The organism is Donghicola mangrovi (assembly GCF_013377535.1).
In the GTDB taxonomy this organism is placed as follows: domain Bacteria; phylum Pseudomonadota; class Alphaproteobacteria; order Rhodobacterales; family Rhodobacteraceae; genus Donghicola; species Donghicola mangrovi.
The window spans coordinates 291,475-307,746 of the sequence record NZ_JABCJE010000001.1; the positions used below are offsets into that span (position 1 = coordinate 291,475).

The window sequence follows — 16,272 nt, forward strand, 5'->3', positions numbered from 1 at the left end:
CCCGAAACACCCCAGACCGGAGCGCCCCCATGCCCAACCCCACCGCAGCCATGCTCGTGATCGGAGACGAAATTCTGTCGGGCCGCACGCGCGATTCCAACATGCATTATCTGGCGGGCGAACTGACCAAAATCGGGATCGACCTGAAAGAGGCCCGCGTGGTCAGCGATGACCGTGACGCCATTGTCGCGGCGGTTCAGGCGCTGTCGGCGGGTTATGACCATGTGTTTACCTCGGGCGGGATCGGGCCGACCCACGACGACATCACCGCAGACTGCATCGCCGCCGCCTTTGGCAAGCATATCGACGTGCGCGATGATGCGCGGGCGCTGCTGCAAGCCCATTACGACGCCCGCGGCCAAGAGCTGAACGCCGCCCGTCTGCGCATGGCCCGCATCCCCGATGATGCCACCCTGATCGACAATCCGGTCAGCACCGCGCCCGGCTTCACGCTGGAGAACGTGAACGTCATGGCGGGCGTACCCAGTGTGTTCCAAGCAATGGTGGCCAGCGTCCTGCCCCATCTGACCGGCGGCGCGCCCCTCTTGTCCCAAACTCTGTGCCTGATGCGCGGCGAAGGCGACATTGCCAGCCCCTTGGCGGCATTGGCGGCGGATTTCCCCGAGCTGTCCATCGGCTCCTACCCGTTCCAGCGGGACGGGGTGTACGGCACCAACATCGTGATGCGCGGCACCGATGGCGCGATGATCGACGCCGCGATGACCCGCCTTGCCGCCGAGGTCGCCGCCTGATGGACAACCGCTATTTCGACGTGGTGGACGCCACATGGCCGCCCTATGCGATCACCCACGCCGGTCCTTGGCTGATCCGCGAGGGGCGCGGCGGCGGAAAACGGGTCAGTGCGGCCTCGGCCACCGGCCCCGTTACCGAAACCGACATTCCGCAGGCGCTGGACGCGATGAGGGCCATCGGCCAAGGGCAGCTGTTCATGCTGCGCCCCGATGACACCGCGCTGGACCAGATGCTGGAAACCCAAGGCTACGAGGTCATCGACCCCGTCCACGTCTACTCCGGCGATCCGGCGGTGATCGGCGCGGGCGAGATCCCTCGCGTGACCACCTTTGAATCCGAGACCCCTCTGGCGATTATGCAGGAAATCTGGGCCGAGGGTGGCATCGGGCCTGATCGCTTGGCCGTGATGGCGCGGGCGCAGGGGCCGAAAACCTATTTGTTGGGGCGCACGAATGACCGCGCCGCAGGTGTGGCCTATGTCGCGATGCATGACGGCGTCGCCATGCTGCACGCGCTGGAGGTGCTGGAGAAATTCCACGGCAACGGTCTGGGCCGCCACCTGATGCGCGCCGCCGGACGCTGGGCCGCCGCACAGGGCGCGCGCGAACTGACGCTATTGGTCACACGCAGGAATGTGCCTGCCAATGCGCTCTACTCTTCCTTGGGGATGCAGGTTGTGGGAGACTACCACTACCGCATAAAGGACAGCGCATGACCACAGACCAGCCGACCGCCCTGAACCTGCCGCCCGTCGATCCTCTGCCGCCCGAAACGCAGAAATACTTCGACATTTGCATGGAAAAGCTGGGGATGGTGCCGAATGTCCTGCGGGCTTATGCGTTTGACATCAACAAGTTGAACGCGTTCACCGCGATGTACAACGACATGATGCTGGCTGACAGCGGCCTGACCAAGCTGGAGCGCGAGATGATCGCGGTGGCCGTGTCCTCGCAGAACAAATGCTTCTACTGTCTGGTGGCCCACGGGGCTGCTGTGCGCCAACTTTCGGGCGATCCGGCCTTGGGCGAGGCGCTGGTCATGAACTACCGCGTCGCCCCGATCACCGCGAAACAGCGGGCGATGCTGGACTTCGCCGTCCAGATGACCGTGGCCAGCAGCACCATTCAGGAAAGCGACCGTCAGGCCCTGCGCGATCATGGCTTCTCAGATCGGGACATCTGGGACATCGCCTCGGTCGCGTCGTTCTATAACATGACGAACCGCATGGCCTCGGCTGTGGATATGCGGCCCAACCCCGAATACCATTCTCTGGCGCGATGATCCGATCCTGTCTTTCCGGTGTGGCCGCCCTGCTGATCGCAGGGCCGGTGTTTGCCCTTGATCTGGCGGTGCCTGCGGGCGCCGCTCTGGTCTATTCCGAAGAGCCGTCTGCCGACAGCTACGAGATGCCCACGGGCCCCTATGCGAACGGCACCCTTCCCACCCGCACCGTCGAGGGGCAAGTGTCCGTGCAGGTCTGGCAGGTCCAGAACCCCGAGCTGACCAGCAGGTCTCTGCTCGATATGCTCAAGGCGCAGGTCGCCCTGCAAGGGTTCGACACCGTGTTTTCCTGCACCACGCTGGATTGCGGCGGGTTTGACTTCCGGTTCGGCACCCGCGTGGCCCCCGGCCCCGAGATGTACGTGAACCTGCGCGACTTCCGCTTTGTCTCGACCGAGAATGATCAGGGGGAGGCCCTGAGTCTCTTGGTCAGTCGCCGCGATAATCTGGGGTTCGTACAGCTGATTTTGGTAACGCCGGACGGCCAAGCCCCCGCAGTCACACAATCCAAGGCCCCTGCCCCCGCCGCCGTCAGCTATGCCACGCCTGTGCTGCAACAGCTGGTTGGCACCGGCCACGCAGTCCTGAGCGATGTGGTCTTTGAAACGGGGAAAACCAGCCTGTCGGGGTCAGAGCACGCCAGCCTAGAGGCTTTGGCAGGGTATCTTCAGCAGAACCCGTCCCGCAGGATCGTTCTGGTGGGCCATACGGACGCAACAGGCAGTCTGGACGGCAACATCACGGTCTCGCGCAGCCGCGCCCAATCGGTGCGCGATGCGCTGGTCCGTGGCCTTGGGGTGCCCGCTGCGCAGGTCGATGCTCAGGGCGCAGGCTATTTGTCCCCGATTGCCACCAACGACACCGAGGACGGACGCACCGCCAACCGGCGCGTCGAGGCTGTATTGCTACCCGAATAGGGTTACCAGGCGTCGGGGCCTTTTTCGGTGAACGCGTCGACGAGGAAGTCGATGAACGCGCGCACCTTGGGCTGCGGAAAGCGGCCCGGGGGGTACACAGCGTAGATGCCCTGCGTTTCCATCGGCAGATCGGGGATCACATCCACGACCAAGCCCTGCTTCATCGCGTCCGCGTACAGGAACGACGGCAGATACGCGATGCCAAGGCCCGAGATCGCCGCGTTCAGCAGCGACTGGCCGTCATTGACGCTGAGCCATCCAGCAGTGCGGATCTGGCGCTTTTCACCCGAGGGGGCGGTCACCTTCCACACGCTGCCGTTCGCTTGGTTCGAATAGTGCAGCAGCTTGTGCTCGTTCAGATCGTCCAGACGCTTGGGGCGGCCGTATTTCTCGATATAGGCAGGCGAGCAGATCATGCGGATCGTGGTGTCGGTCAGCTTGCGCGCCCGCAAAGAGCTGTCTTCCAGCTCGCCAATGCGGACGGCCAGATCGAACCCTTCGGAGATCAGCTCGACGTAGCGGTTGTTCAGCACCATGTTGACGCTGATGTCCGGATAGGTCGCCAAGAAGTCCCCGATGACGGGGCTCAGGTGGTTCACGCCAAAGTCGGTCGCCACCGAAATTCGCAATTGGCCGGACGGCGCAGCCTGCATCGAAGTGACCAGAGCATCGGCCTCTCCGGCGTCAGTTAGCACGCGGCGGGCGCGGTCATAATACGCCAAACCGATCTCGGTCGGGCTCACGCGTCTAGTTGTACGGTTCAACAATCTAGCGCCCAGTCGGGCCTCCAGAGAAGACACGTGTTTCGAGACCGCCGACTTGGAAATCCCCATTTTCTTTGCCGCATCCGTAAAGCCGCCTTGATCGACAACTGTTGCGAAAGCTTCCATTTCAGTGAGCCGATCCATGCAGATCCCCCGGTGCATTCTGTCCTGCCCTTTACCTGCCGCGCAAATGGGGCAGCACTGTGTCCAAGGGCGGACAATTGCGGGGAATGATAGGGATCGTTCGCCAAAGGGAAACAACAATTCTGTATGATTACCCCCTCCTAACGGCCCTATCTTTTGCATTAATCAAACACGTCTAAATTGCAGCCGCGACTCGGGTTCCCTGATTGATTGCGCGCTTCGCGTCGAGTTCGGCAGCCACATCGGCCCCGCCAATCACGTGAACCGTAATGCCTTCTAAACTAATGCTTTCAGCGAGGTCCCGGTTGGGCACCTGACCCGCACACAGGACCACGGTGTCCACTTCGATCAGTTTCGGGTTCTCTCTGGCCTCGCCAAACGACACGTGCAGGCCCTCGGCATCAATACGTTCATAGTTGATACCACCAACCATTTTGACCTGTTTCGCCATCAGCGCCATCCGGTGGATCCAGCCGGTGGTTTTGCCCAGCCTCTTGCCGGGCTTCTCGGCCTTGCGCTGTAGCAGGGTAACCTCGCGCACAGGTGGGGTCGGCTGGGCTCCGGCCGCGGCCAAGCCGCCACGGGTTTCTTCGGGATCGCCCACGCCCCATTCGGCCCGCCATTCCTGCGGATACTCGGTGGGGCTGTCGTCCATCACCAGATACTCGGCCACGTCAAAGCCGATGCCGCCCGCGCCAATCACCGCCACACGCGCGCCCACGGCGGCCTTGCCCGCCAGAACCTCGATATAGGACAGCACGTTCGGCCCGTCCTGACCGGGGATCTGCGGATCGCGGGGGGTGACGCCGGTGGCGATAATCACCTCATCAAAGCCCTTCAGGTCATCCGGCCCCACGCGATGCCCCAGCCGCAGGTCGATGCCCGATTGCGCGACGCTGGTCTCGAACCAATCCACGAGGCCGTGGAACTCTTCTTTGCCGGGGATCTGCCGGGCCATGTTCAGCTGTCCGCCCACGCGATCCGCTGCATCGAACAGGGTCACGCGGTGGCCGCGTTGATCCGCCGTCAGCGCCGCAGCAAGGCCCGCAGGCCCCGCTCCCACGACCGCCACAGTCTTGGGAGTGTCCGTCCGGGTGATCACCAGCTCGGTCTCATAGCAGGCGCGCGGGTTCACCAGACAGCTGCTGATCTTGCCGCTAAAGGTGTGGTCCAGGCAGGCCTGATTGCAGGCAATACAGGGGGCAATCTGCGCGGCCTTGCCTGCCGCAGCTTTGGACACGAAATGGCTGTCCGCCAGAAATGGACGCGCCATGCTGACCATATCGGCGCAGCCATCGGCCAGAACGGTCTCGGCGACCTCGGGGGTGTTGATGCGGTTGCTGGTGATGACGGGGATACCAACCTTGCCCATCAGCTTTTTGGTGACCCAGACAAAGCCCGCGCGGGGCACACTGGTGGCGATGGTGGGGATGCGGGCCTCGTGCCAGCCGATGCCGGTGTTCAGAATGGTGGCGCCCGCAGCCTCGATCGCTTTGGCCAGCTGCACGACCTCTTCGTGGGTGGAGCCGTCGGGGATCAGGTCGATCATCGACAGGCGGAAGATCACGATGAATTCGGGGCCCACGGCGGCGCGCACGCGCTTCATCACCTCGATGGCAAAGCGCATCCGGTTCTCGTAGCTGCCGCCCCAGCGGTCGGTCCGCTTGTTGGTATGGGTCACTAGGAACTGGTTGATCAGGTACCCTTCGGAGCCCATGACTTCGACCCCGTCATATCCGGCCTGCTGTGCACGGGCGGCGGCGGTCGCGATGTCGCTGATCTGCTTTTCGATCCCGTCTTCGTCCAGTTCGTTCGGAGCAAACGGCGAAATGGGCGAGCGGATCGGCGAAGGGGCCACGCAGTCTTTGCCATAGGCATAGCGGCCCGCATGCAGGATCTGCATCGCGATCTTGCCACCAGCGGCGTGGACGCGATCGGTGACGATACGGTGGTTCTGAATATCCTGATCGGTGAACAGACCCGCCGCACCGGGGAACACGCCGCCCTCTCGGTTCGGGGCCATGCCGCCGGTCACGATCAAGCCGACGCCGCCCTTGGCGCGCTCCTCATAAAAGGTCGCCACGCGGTTCCAGTCGCGGGTTTCCTCGAGCCCCGTATGCATAGAGCCCATCAGAACGCGGTTTTTCAGCGTCGTGAACCCCAGATCGAGCGGTGCCAGCAGGTGCGGATAATCTGTCATCGGTGCCTCCCTAGTGAGGGGATGACAGCGCATAAACGCGGCAGAGTCACCAGCAACGCCGCGTCACGGGGTGGGCGGCTTACCCGCGGTCAGCGCCCGTTTCAACGCAGTGGCGGCGGAAGGCACGCTTCAAAAGGTCCAGCTCGGCCCGCAGCAGATCCATCTCGATGCGGATGTCCTGTGCCAGCGCCTGCCCCGCGATCAGGGAAAAGCTGTTCACCTCCTCGTGGGTCGAGGCATCGATGATCAGATAGGTCTGCACCCCGTCCGAGATCGTCTCGAGCGGGATCGGCACACGCAGCACCCAGCCCCCTTCCATGTCGCCGACGGTCACACCGCTGATCGCCTGCCCCTGATGGGTCACGGCCACCGCAGGGGTTTCGCCGTTGCGGCCACCGCCACGGGTGATGACGCCTTCCCAGACACCTTCGATGATGCGGGTCTTGGTGATGTTCAAATCGCTCATCCAAAGGTCCTTTCGTTAAATGTCTGCGCGGGGCAAGCGGCAGAAGGTCAGGTCGCGGATCGTGACCTCGTTCATCTGGGCCCCTTCGAAAATCAGGTCGACCCACGCGGACTCGAGCCGGTTTTCTGCGATCTGGGTATATCCAAGGTCGAACTCGACCATCATCTCGCCGCCATGTTGCAGGGGCACCTCGCGGACGATCTGCTCGGTGTTGGGGCCGTGCTTGATGTTCAGGCGGGCAAAGATTTCCAGCGGCTTCTCGATCTCGATCTGGGTGTCCATACGGATCAGGTGCTTGCGGCGCAGGCCGCGCAAGGCCTCGGGCGGCAGATCAACAGCGATGGACAGGAAGCTGCCGTCAAAGCGGAACACGTCCATGCGCACACCAAAGGGGGCCAAGTCGGCCTCTCGGGTATTGCGGAGCTGGCGCAGGGTCAGCTCGGACACCGAGCAGTCGTGGAACACCGTCGAGCCGGGCGCGAATTCGGTCTTGCTGGGAACCGAGGCCATGCCCTTGTGCGCGACGGGTTCACGCCACAAGGGCGGACGCCAGCCCCAATCGGAATCCCGCGGCTGGCGAAAGGTATCGGACCCGATCGCAGGCAGCGCCAGACGGTTATCGGCCACCGCAATGACCCGATCCAGATGGTGACGCAGCAGTTTGGCGCGGTTGTTCTGCACGCGCAGGCGGCTCAGATCGGTGATGTCAGCACGCTCTGCCAGTGCGGCCCAACGCTTGACCAACCGTCGAAACAAGAAGGCGTTTACCAGCCGTCTGAACTTGCTCATGCGCTGCGGTCCCTTTGCCCGTGTTTTCTGCACCTTATCAGGAAAACTGTCAGGTAAACCTAGTCATGAAAAGCGCCGCAGCGAACTTTTTTGTTCGAATGCGTAAACAATGCGATTTTGACAGCAGTCAGACCTGCGGACCGGGGACGTAAAGGTTGTTGGCAAGGGTTTTCAGGATGATACTGCCGTTGGCCTGCGCCTCGCTCGCGCCCTTGGGGGCATAGAGCGCCATAGACACCAGACGCCCCGACACCACGCGGATCGCCCGCCAGTAGCGTTCATCCCCACCGGGCAGGGTTTCCTGCCCACCGTTCGCGATGTGCAGCAGGGACACCATATCGGTCTCTTCGCTGGCCAGAACCGCGGGATTTCCAAGGGCATTCGCAAATGCCGCCGAGGAAACTTGCTCCACGCTGACCTTGGGGCCGACCGAGACGGTGATGATTGCAGGCGTTGCCGCCACCCCCAGCAGGGACCGGCAGCTGGAAATCAGCGCAAAGCCACCCTGCACGCCTTGGTCCTTGGAGTTTCCGGTATCAATACAATACCCCGCAGGTGCAGCAAGAACGACCTCGCCGCCCGCCAGCGTAATTGTCCGAGGCTTATCATTCACCAAAGGCAGACGGTCGCAGCTGGCGGCGATGATCACGCCGACCAAAATCAACAGGGCCCGAACCGTCCGTCTCACTGTGGCTAATACTTTCAAGCAGGGGTGCAGGATCCGAAACCTGCACGCACGAATCACTGTGTAATTCTTAACGGGATTACCCTTTGTAAAAAAGGGCCATCAGGGGCCTTTCACCTTATTTTAAGGTGGTATCTGCCATATCTGCCCTGCAGTTTTTGCATGACTTGTCCAGTGACCTGACGATAGCGGGGGAGCTCATTGGAAATAGCGGAAATCCTGCCGTCGGGCATTGCCAGTTCAAGCCGCCCTGCTAGAGATAGAATCATGAAATTTCCCTCTGCATATGCAGCACACGACAGTTTAGCCGCCCCCGCCAAGACCCATCCCGAGGGGTGGCGCTTTGCCTTGGGCATGGTTGTGATGCTGGTCGCCGGGTACGGCATCATGTCGACCTACTGGGCCTTTGTGCAGACCATCGCCGGTGGGCAGGCCCCCGCCCTGCTGCAAGATGCCGAGGAAGGGGCCAGCCCTATCGGAATGATCCTGTTGCTGATCGGCTTTGGCTCGATGGCGGCGGGGCTGGCATTGTCCACGCAGCATGTCCACAAGCGCGCCTTTGCCAGCCTGTTCGGGCCTCTCGATCTGGCGTGGGCCCAGTTCAAACAAGTGGCTCTGCCGGTCGCCGGAATTTCCCTGCTGATCGCCATTCTGCCGCCGTGGGGCGGCACCCACGAATTGCAGCCCCATCTGACCTTGGGCACGTGGCTGACCCTGCTGCCGCTGTCCTTGCTGGCGGTGGGTATTCAGGTCGCCACCGAAGAGGTCGTGTTCCGCGGCTACCTTCAGCAGCACCTGTCGGTGATCAACCGTGATCCGCGCGTCTGGATCGGCCTGCCTGCCCTGCTGTTTGCCTTGGGGCACTATTCGCCCGCCACCGCTGGACCGAATGCGGTGCCGCTGGCGCTGTGGGCGGGGGCGTTCGCGCTTGCCATGGCGGACCTGACGGCGCGCTCGGGCACCTTGGGGCCCGCGATTGCCGTCCACTTTGTCAACAATGTCTTCGCGATGGTCATCATCTCTTACCAAGGGGATCTTTCAGGTCTGGCCCTGTACACTCTGCCCATGTCGATGGACGACGCAGAGCCTGTGCGCGCTGCCCTGCTCGTTGACATCATGATGCTGCTGGTCACTTGGTTGGCGGCCCGCTTGGCACTGCGCCGATGAAGTCCTACGCCCCCCACGACCGCTATATCGCCCCTGCCCTGCCCAGCGCAGATTTCCCGCGACTGGTCATCGGCTATGCCATTATCGAAGCCGCCTACTATGTCAGCCAGCACGCCTTTTCCCTGCTGCTGCTCCTGATCGGCGAGACGACGGGTTTCAGCGATCTGGAGCCCAGCTATGAATATGGCGACACTGCGCTGGGGTTGCTGCTGCAGCTGTTCTCCTTTGTCTTTCTGGCGTTGGCGGTGATCGGGGTCACTTGGGCCCATCACAGCCGCAGCGGTTGGACACTGCTGGGGCGGCTCGACAGGTTCATCCCCACGCTGATTGCCACAGTCGGGGCCTGTGCTGCGGTTTTTGCCGCGCTCGAGGTCCTGCCCCCCTTCTACAGCTTCGAGGGCGGAGAGCTGCAATTCGGCCGCATCGCCCTGCTGCCCCTGTCGATGCTGGCCATTCTGGTCCAGACCGGGACCGAGGAATTGCTCTATCGCGGCTACCTGCAACAGCAGTTCGCGGCCCGTTTCAGCAGCCCTGTGATCTGGATGGTGGCGCCGAACCTGATGTTCGGGCTGGCGCACTGGGACCTTGGCGGGGACTTCGTGACCTCGGCCCAGTATATGATGTGGACCTTCCTTTTCGGGCTGGCCTGCACCGATCTGACCGCGCGAACCGGCTCTTTGGCTGCCGCGATGGGCTTTCATTTCGCGAACAACGCCTATGTTTTCCTATTCTGGGCCGAGGAAACGACCCCCGACTCAGGGCTTGCCGTGCTGCTGTTCCCCTATTGGGAGGGCACCGGCGATGCCGCCCCCGTACCCCTGTTTGACCTGATTTTCTTTAATGATCTGGCGTTACCGGTGGTTCTGTGGCTTGCAGTCCGGCTTGCTATTCGCCGCTGATTGCATTCTCCGGCTATGGCGCTTATCTGTGCGCCAACGCGCCGCAGTAGGCCTCAGGGGAAACGCATGAACTGGATCACCAACTACGTCCGTCCGACCATCAACTCGTTCTTCTCGCGTCGTGACACGCCCGAGAACCTGTGGACCAAGTGTGAGTCCTGCGGAACCATGCTGTTCCACCGCGAGCTGAAGGACAACCAGAACGTCTGCACCAACTGCGGCCACCACATGGCGATCACCCCCCGTGAACGCTTTGCGCACCTGTTCGACGGCGGCATCTTTGTCGAGGTGGACGTACCCGAGCCCCTCGCTGACCCCCTGCAGTTCCGCGACCAGAAGAAATACCCCGACCGCATGAAAGCGGCCCAGAAAAAGACCGGCGAGAAAGAAGCCATGCTGGTCGCCGAAGGTGAAATCGGCCGGACCCCCATCGTGGCGGCGGCGCAGGACTTTACCTTTATGGGCGGCTCGATGGGCATGTACGTGGGCAACGCGATCATCGCCGGTGCCGAGCGTGCGGTTGCCACCGGCAAACCCTTTGTTCTGTTCTCGGCCGCTGGCGGCGCCCGTATGCAAGAGGGCATCCTGTCCCTGATGCAGATGCCCCGCACCACCGTCGCCGTGCAGATGCTCAAAGAAGCGAACCTGCCCTACATCGTCGTGCTGACCCACCCCACCACGGGCGGCGTCACTGCGTCCTATGCGATGCTTGGCGATATCCAGATTGCTGAACCGAACGCCCTGATCTGCTTTGCCGGTCCCCGTGTGATCGAACAGACCATCCGCGAAAAGCTGCCCGAGGGCTTCCAGCGCGCAGAATACCTGCTGGACCACGGTATGCTGGACCGCGTGACCCCGCGCACCAAACTGCGTGAAGAGCTGATCACCATCATCCGCATGCTGATGGGCCAGCCCCCTGCGATCGTCGGCGACCTGCCCGCCCCCGCGGCCGCTCCGGCCGAAGAAGCGCCCGCAGCTGACAGCAAATGACCGGCGTATCCTCTGACGTCATCCTCGAACGGATGATGGCCCTGCACCCCAAGGTCATCGACCTGACCTTGGATCGCGTCTGGCGCCTGCTCGAGGCTCTGGGGAACCCGCAAAACGACATGCCGCCCGTGATCCACATCGCGGGCACCAACGGCAAGGGCAGCACCCAAGCGATGATCCGCGCGGGGCTCGAGGCGATGGGTAAAAAGGTCCACGCCTATACCTCGCCGCATCTGGCCCGCTTTCACGAGCGTATCCGTCTGGCCGGAGAGTTGATCAGTGAACCCGCGCTGACCGCCCTCTTGGACGAATGCTATGAACGCAACGAAGGCGGCAACATCACCTATTTCGAGATCACGACCTGCGCGGCCCTGCTGGCCTTTGCGCGGACGCCTGCGGATTACACCTTGCTCGAGGTTGGCCTTGGCGGGCGACTGGATGCGACCAACGTGATCGACCAGCCTGCCCTGACCATCATTACCCCCGTGGACATCGACCATCAGCAATTCCTTGGGGAAACGCTGGCCGAGATCGCGGGCGAGAAGGCCGGTATCATCAAGCGCGGCGTCCCCGTGATTGTGGGCCCGCAAAAGGACGAAGGTCTGGACGTGATCGAAGCCCGCGCCGAGCGTCTTGGCGCGCCCGTTCTGGCCTATGGCCAACACTGGCATGTCAGCACCGAGAACGGCCGCCTGATCTATCAGGACGAGCGGGGCCTGCTGGACCTGCCGCTGCCCAACCTGCCCGGCCCGCACCAGATCACCAACGCAGGTGCAGCCCTTGCCGCCCTGCGCCATCTGGGTGCAGACGAAGCCGCCTGCGAAGCCGCCGTCACGCAGGCCTTCTGGCCCGCGCGGATGCAGCGCCTGAAAACCGGCCCCTTGGTCCAGATCGCGGGCGAGGCAGAGCTGTGGCTTGATGGCGGGCACAACCCTGCCGCCGGTGACGCCATTGCCGCGACGCTGGCCCAGATGCCCAAGCGCGAGACCCACCTGATCTGCGGGATGCTGAACACCAAGGACATCGCAGGCTATCTGCGCCCCATGGCGGCCTATGCGGACAGCCTGTCGGCGGTGTCCATCCCCGGCGAGGCCAATACCCTGCCCGCCGAAACCACCGCAGAGGTCGCCGCCAAAGTCGGCCTGACCGCCCACATCGCCGAAGACGTCGAGCACGCCCTGCGCCACATCATCGACACCCACGGCAACGTGCGCGTTCTGATCTGCGGCTCGCTCTATCTGGCGGGACAGGTTCTAAAGCAAAACGGCTGAGACCTGTATGGTCCCAGCCGCCTTGGCTGCCTGTTGTGAGTGGTAGGCTAATTCAGGATTTCGCACCCGAGAAACGGCGCTCGACGCGGCCGCTGGCGCGCATAATGGTGGCCATCACGTCCGCTTCGGAGGCGGGCATCATCACCACATTGCTGGTCGGCACACGGCGGCGCGCCACGTTGCAGGCGCCGCTGCCGGGGCGGACCATGACAACGACGGGGCTGTTGCCTTGCTCGACGATGTTCAGCAGGGTTTCGGCGTTATGCTCGTCTGCGGCGCTATCCTCGAGGCATAGAACCACGCTGTGAAAGGTCATGCCGCTGTTGCGCAGGATCGAGATCGCCAGCATCGGATCATCCGAACCTGCAACCTCCAGACCCTCTTCGCTAAGCAGCTGGGTCATCGCACCCAACGCTTCGGTGGAATCGGTGACCAGCAGAACCGGCAGCACCGCGCGGTTCGCCGCGACCGGCGCCGCAGCCCAGGCACGGGCGGGTTCGTTGGCAACCAGATGGTTCGGACGACCATAACGTTCAAACTGCAGACCGCCGTCGGCGCCGCAGACAAAGGTCAGTCCCTTGGGCTCTTTACTGGGTAAATAGCCACACGTGCGCGAATGGCGCGAACGGTTGTGGATGTTGTCTTGATGATCACTCATTTCACAATGGCCCGTGTTGGAGGGTGGTCTTGGTATGGAAAAAGTTACCTCATAAGGCGTATATCCGACAGTTACCCTTCGGGATCGAAATACATACTTTCTGATATAAAACCCCATCAAGGGGCCATATTTGCGACCCTTTGCCCGTTGACGGAGGGGCATTTCAGTCGGTACACATGTAAATAATAATAACAGAATGTGTGGCGAGCAGCCCCATTATACAGCGGTAATCTCGGATCGGAGGGCTCTCTGTTGGCGATGCCTTCGGGAAAGAGCGTAGGCGTGGCTATCTGTTTGGCTACGTTCGCGCCCCATGTGGCAGCACAGGACACCGGCGGGCAGAATCTTGCCCGTCTGGACTGGAAGGGAGTCTCTGTCGGGATCACCCAGACCCTGCCGGAGAGCGACCTATCCCGTTGTGACACCGATTGCCTGCCCCCGCTGACGCCGCACCGCGGAATCATCCCCGTGGCCGAAGCCGAAGTGATCGGGTTCCTGCGCAACCAGGTGACCGAGGGCACCGGCCTGTTGATCGACGTGCGGTCCGCGCAGGCCTATGCGGCGGGCTCTATCCCCGGTGCGCTGAACATTCCGCTGGAACTGCTGAGAGACACCAATCCCTATCGCGCGGACATCCTGAAGGCGTTCGGTGCGATGGACGCGCCCTCGAACACGCTGGACTTTGCGACCGCCCGCAGTGTGCTGGTGTTCGGGGATGGTCCGCTGGACCCTGACGCCGCCAGTGCCGCCAGCCAGTTAGTGCAGGCCGGATACCCTGCGCGGCAGGTTCTGTACTATCGCGGTGGGCTGCAAAGCTGGCAACTGATGGGCCTGAACATCGCAGAGCCCAAGGGAGCGCCGTCATGATCCGCGTTGCCCTGTTCACCCTGCTGACCATCATCGCCAATCTGGCGATCTACCTGTTCAACCCGTGGCAAGAGAGCGAGGCCATCGCCTCGATCCCCGAGATGGCCGTGATGGAAGCGCCCGAGGCCCCCAAGGGCCGTCTGGTGCGCCTGTCCGATGTGCGCGCTGCCGTGGCGCAGACCGTCCAGAAACAGCCCGTGGCCGCGCCGGAACCCGCCGCGCCGACCGAGGCAGTCGTTGACCCGCTACAGGACAGCACCCGCGCGGTGATCGCAGAGATTGCGGCAGCCACCGGCCTGCCCTCGCCCCAGTCGCCCAAGGCCGGGGGCAGCGTTTACGTTGTCCAGCCCGGCGACAGCCTGACAACCATTGCCCAGACCCACTATGGCGACCCGATGGAGTTCCGCCGCATTTTCGAGGCGAACCGCGCGGTGATCGGCTCCGCGCCTGTGGTTGCCCCGGGGATGCGGCTGGTCCTGCCCTGATTACTCGCGGTCGTCGCCCCAGCCTTCGGACTGCATCTCGCGCAGGCGGCTGGCGGTGCGGTTGAATTCGAACGCACCGTCCCCTTCGATATACAGCATCTCGGGCTTGTCGGCGGCACTGGCGATCAGACGCACCTTGGCTTCGTAGAGGGCATCCACCAGCGTCACGAACCGCTTCGCCTCGTTAAAGTTCGAGCGCCCCAGACAGGGGATATTTTCAATCACCAGCACGCGCAGGGCATGGGCAATCGCCAAATAATCCCCCGGCCCCAGGGCCGCGCCGCACAGTTGGTGAAAGCCAACACGCCCCACCCCGTTATGATGCCGCGGGATCTCGACCTTGCGGCCCTTGACCGTCAGGACCAAGGGATGCTCCTGCCCGCCGGTCAGATCCTGCCAGATGCTATTGATCTCGGCGCGGGCATCGTCGTTGGCGGGGTAGAAATAGACAGGGCTGCCCGCCAGACGGTTCTGGCGGTAATCGCGGGGACTGACCATTTCCCAGACGACCAGCTTTTCCTTGATCAGCGCGATGAAGGGCAGGAACAGCTGCCGGTTCAGACCGTTCTTGTAGAGGTCATCGGGGATGCGGTTCGACGTGGTCACGACCACCACGCCCGCATCGAACAACATCTGGAACAGACGCCCCACGATCATCGCATCCGTGATGTCGGTGATCTGCATCTCGTCAAAGGCCAGCACCTTGACCGAGGCAATGATCTCTTGGCCGACGGGCTTCAGCGCGTCCTCGACACCGTCCTTGCGGGCCTTGTGCATGGCCTCGTGGATTTCCTGCATAAAGGCATGGAAGTGCACACGCCGGACGGGAACCGTCAGGTGCTGCACGAACAAGTCCATAATCATAGACTTGCCGCGACCCACCCCTCCCCAAAGGTATAGTCCCTTGGGCGGCGGCGGCGCCTTGCGGAAGAGACCGCGCTTGACCGGAACCGCCAGCTCTGCGGCGATGCGGTCGAACTCGGGCAACACGGCTTCCTGTGCGGGGTCGCTGTGGATTTTACCTTCTGCGACTCGTGCCGCATATATTTGCTGGATGCTCTGGGTCATGTCGCCTGATTAGCTTGGCGCACCCCTCTCGCCAAGCCCAGAGCCGTCACCCAAAGCTCACATTCAGCATTTTGATTATACCTAATGCTATTTAGTTTTTGCGTTCTTAGCCGTTCCAGCGTAAACAAATGTAGATTTATTCAGTGCTCCAGTTATCATTTAGAATGACACAATAAACGTACGTGCGGATAGCGAGCGGATAAAATGATTGCTGAGCAAACCTCCGAGAAGACTAGGGTCCTGATAGCCGATGACCATTCGATGGTTCTCGAAGTTCTGAGTCTTTTTCTCGCCTCCCAGCCGGATCTGACTGTAGTTTCGGCGAACAACCTTGATGAAGCTCTGGTCAAACTAGAGAAGGAAGGCCCCGTTGATGTGGTCCTTCTGGACTACAACATGCCCGGCATGAACGGCCTCGAGGGCCTGAAAAAGATGATCGAACGCACGGGCGGCAAGCCTGTCGGCATCATCACCGGCACCCCGACCCGTAAACTTCTGGATGAAACGCTGGAAGTCGGTGGCGCGGGTCTGATCCCCAAAACCATGCAGGCGCGCAGCCTTGCGAACGCGATCCGCTTTATCGCGTCGGGCGAGGTATACACCCCGCTCAGCCTCATGCACGAAGAGGCCGCCCCCGCATCGAACCCCGACAGCCCCCTGAGCGATCGCGAGATGACCGTTCTGAACTATCTGGGTGAGGGCAAGCAGAACAAAGAGATCGCCTACGAGCTTGATCTGTCCGAAGCGACGATCAAAATGCACGTTCGTTCGATCTGCACCAAGCTGTCCGCAAACAACCGCACCCATGCGGTGTTTATCGCGCGGAACACTGGCCTGCTGTAAGGTTCAGGTGGGGCGCCCGAGTGTG

General features: G+C 62.3%; 18 protein-coding genes. 11 read left to right on the forward strand and 7 right to left on the reverse strand.

Annotation, left to right across the window (positions count from 1 at the left end; genetic code table 11):
* Positions 1-29: 29 nt before the first annotated feature.
* From HJ536_RS01545 to HJ536_RS01560, 4 genes are read left to right on the forward strand one after another with little or no spacing between them, the layout of a single operon-like run.
* A complete protein-coding gene (locus HJ536_RS01545; protein WP_177156439.1) occupies positions 30-752 on the forward strand; it encodes a competence/damage-inducible protein A in 723 nt (240 codons plus the stop codon).
* Positions 752-1,468, forward strand: coding sequence for a GNAT family N-acetyltransferase (locus tag HJ536_RS01550; protein WP_177156440.1), 717 nt, complete (start codon positions 752-754; stop codon positions 1,466-1,468). The genes HJ536_RS01545 and HJ536_RS01550 overlap by 1 nt, the downstream gene beginning before the upstream one ends.
* Entirely contained in the window at positions 1,465-2,034 is a 570-nt protein-coding gene (locus tag HJ536_RS01555) for a peroxidase-related enzyme (RefSeq protein WP_177156441.1), read from the forward strand. Before HJ536_RS01550 ends, HJ536_RS01555 begins: the two co-directional genes overlap by 4 nt.
* Positions 2,031-2,951, forward strand: a complete 921-nt coding sequence (locus HJ536_RS01560) for an OmpA family protein (RefSeq protein WP_176852770.1) — start codon at positions 2,031-2,033, stop codon at positions 2,949-2,951. Before HJ536_RS01555 ends, HJ536_RS01560 begins: the two co-directional genes overlap by 4 nt.
* A gap of 2 nt (positions 2,952-2,953) precedes the next feature.
* Here HJ536_RS01560 and HJ536_RS01565 read toward each other — a convergent pair whose 3' ends face one another.
* The 5 genes from HJ536_RS01565 to HJ536_RS01585 form a co-directional block, all read right to left on the reverse strand.
* Positions 2,954-3,859 (reverse strand): LysR family transcriptional regulator, encoded by a 906-nt coding sequence (locus tag HJ536_RS01565; RefSeq protein WP_176852769.1) that lies wholly within the window; start codon positions 3,857-3,859, stop codon positions 2,954-2,956.
* Between the two features lie 175 nt (positions 3,860-4,034).
* Complete coding sequence (locus HJ536_RS01570; protein ID WP_177156442.1) at positions 4,035-6,059, reverse strand: NADPH-dependent 2,4-dienoyl-CoA reductase; 2,025 nt, start codon at positions 6,057-6,059, stop codon at positions 4,035-4,037.
* Positions 6,060-6,138: 79 nt separating this feature from the next.
* Positions 6,139-6,525, reverse strand: coding sequence for a hypothetical protein (locus HJ536_RS01575; protein WP_176852767.1), 387 nt, complete (start codon positions 6,523-6,525; stop codon positions 6,139-6,141).
* Between the two features lie 15 nt (positions 6,526-6,540).
* A complete protein-coding gene (locus tag HJ536_RS01580) occupies positions 6,541-7,314 on the reverse strand; it encodes a DUF6478 family protein (RefSeq protein ID WP_177156443.1) in 774 nt (257 codons plus the stop codon).
* Between the two features lie 127 nt (positions 7,315-7,441).
* Positions 7,442-8,002: a hypothetical protein gene (locus HJ536_RS01585; RefSeq protein ID WP_176852765.1), complete on the reverse strand. Its 561-nt coding sequence runs from the start codon at positions 8,000-8,002 to the stop codon at positions 7,442-7,444.
* A 264-nt stretch (positions 8,003-8,266) separates the two neighbouring features.
* Between HJ536_RS01585 and HJ536_RS01590 the strand changes: the two genes are divergently transcribed.
* The 4 genes from HJ536_RS01590 to HJ536_RS01605 all read left to right on the forward strand — a co-directional run bounded on the left by HJ536_RS01590 (position 8,267) and on the right by HJ536_RS01605 (position 12,326).
* The gene (locus tag HJ536_RS01590) at positions 8,267-9,166 is read left to right on the forward strand and encodes a CPBP family intramembrane glutamic endopeptidase (protein ID WP_177156444.1); all 900 of its coding nucleotides are present in this window, start codon (positions 8,267-8,269) and stop codon (positions 9,164-9,166) included.
* Positions 9,163-10,065, forward strand: a complete 903-nt coding sequence (locus tag HJ536_RS01595; protein ID WP_177156445.1) for a CPBP family intramembrane glutamic endopeptidase — start codon at positions 9,163-9,165, stop codon at positions 10,063-10,065. Before HJ536_RS01590 ends, HJ536_RS01595 begins: the two co-directional genes overlap by 4 nt.
* Positions 10,066-10,131: 66 nt before the next feature.
* Entirely contained in the window at positions 10,132-11,055 is a 924-nt protein-coding gene (gene accD, locus HJ536_RS01600; protein WP_176852762.1) for an acetyl-CoA carboxylase, carboxyltransferase subunit beta, read from the forward strand.
* Positions 11,052-12,326, forward strand: coding sequence for a bifunctional folylpolyglutamate synthase/dihydrofolate synthase (locus HJ536_RS01605; protein WP_177156446.1), 1,275 nt, complete (start codon positions 11,052-11,054; stop codon positions 12,324-12,326). The genes accD and HJ536_RS01605 overlap by 4 nt, the downstream gene beginning before the upstream one ends.
* A 52-nt stretch (positions 12,327-12,378) precedes the next feature.
* Here HJ536_RS01605 and HJ536_RS01610 read toward each other — a convergent pair whose 3' ends face one another.
* On the reverse strand, positions 12,379-12,984 hold the full coding sequence (locus HJ536_RS01610) for a hypothetical protein (protein WP_176852760.1): 606 nt from the start codon (positions 12,982-12,984) through the stop codon (positions 12,379-12,381).
* A 282-nt stretch (positions 12,985-13,266) separates the two neighbouring features.
* Here HJ536_RS01610 and HJ536_RS01615 point away from each other — a divergent pair, with 282 nt between their 5' ends.
* Positions 13,267-13,851 (forward strand): rhodanese-like domain-containing protein, encoded by a 585-nt coding sequence (locus HJ536_RS01615; RefSeq protein ID WP_177156447.1) that lies wholly within the window; start codon positions 13,267-13,269, stop codon positions 13,849-13,851.
* On the forward strand, positions 13,848-14,336 hold the full coding sequence (locus tag HJ536_RS01620; RefSeq protein ID WP_228028609.1) for a LysM peptidoglycan-binding domain-containing protein: 489 nt from the start codon (positions 13,848-13,850) through the stop codon (positions 14,334-14,336). The genes HJ536_RS01615 and HJ536_RS01620 overlap by 4 nt, the downstream gene beginning before the upstream one ends.
* Here HJ536_RS01620 and zapE read toward each other — a convergent pair whose 3' ends face one another.
* Positions 14,337-15,404 carry a cell division protein ZapE gene (gene zapE, locus HJ536_RS01625; RefSeq protein ID WP_176852758.1) on the reverse strand — a complete coding sequence of 356 codons (1,068 nt, stop codon included), beginning with the start codon at positions 15,402-15,404 and terminating at the stop codon, positions 14,337-14,339.
* A gap of 204 nt (positions 15,405-15,608) precedes the next feature.
* Here zapE and HJ536_RS01630 point away from each other — a divergent pair, with 204 nt between their 5' ends.
* On the forward strand, positions 15,609-16,247 hold the full coding sequence (locus HJ536_RS01630) for a response regulator transcription factor (RefSeq protein WP_176852757.1): 639 nt from the start codon (positions 15,609-15,611) through the stop codon (positions 16,245-16,247).
* Positions 16,248-16,272 lie beyond the last annotated feature (25 nt).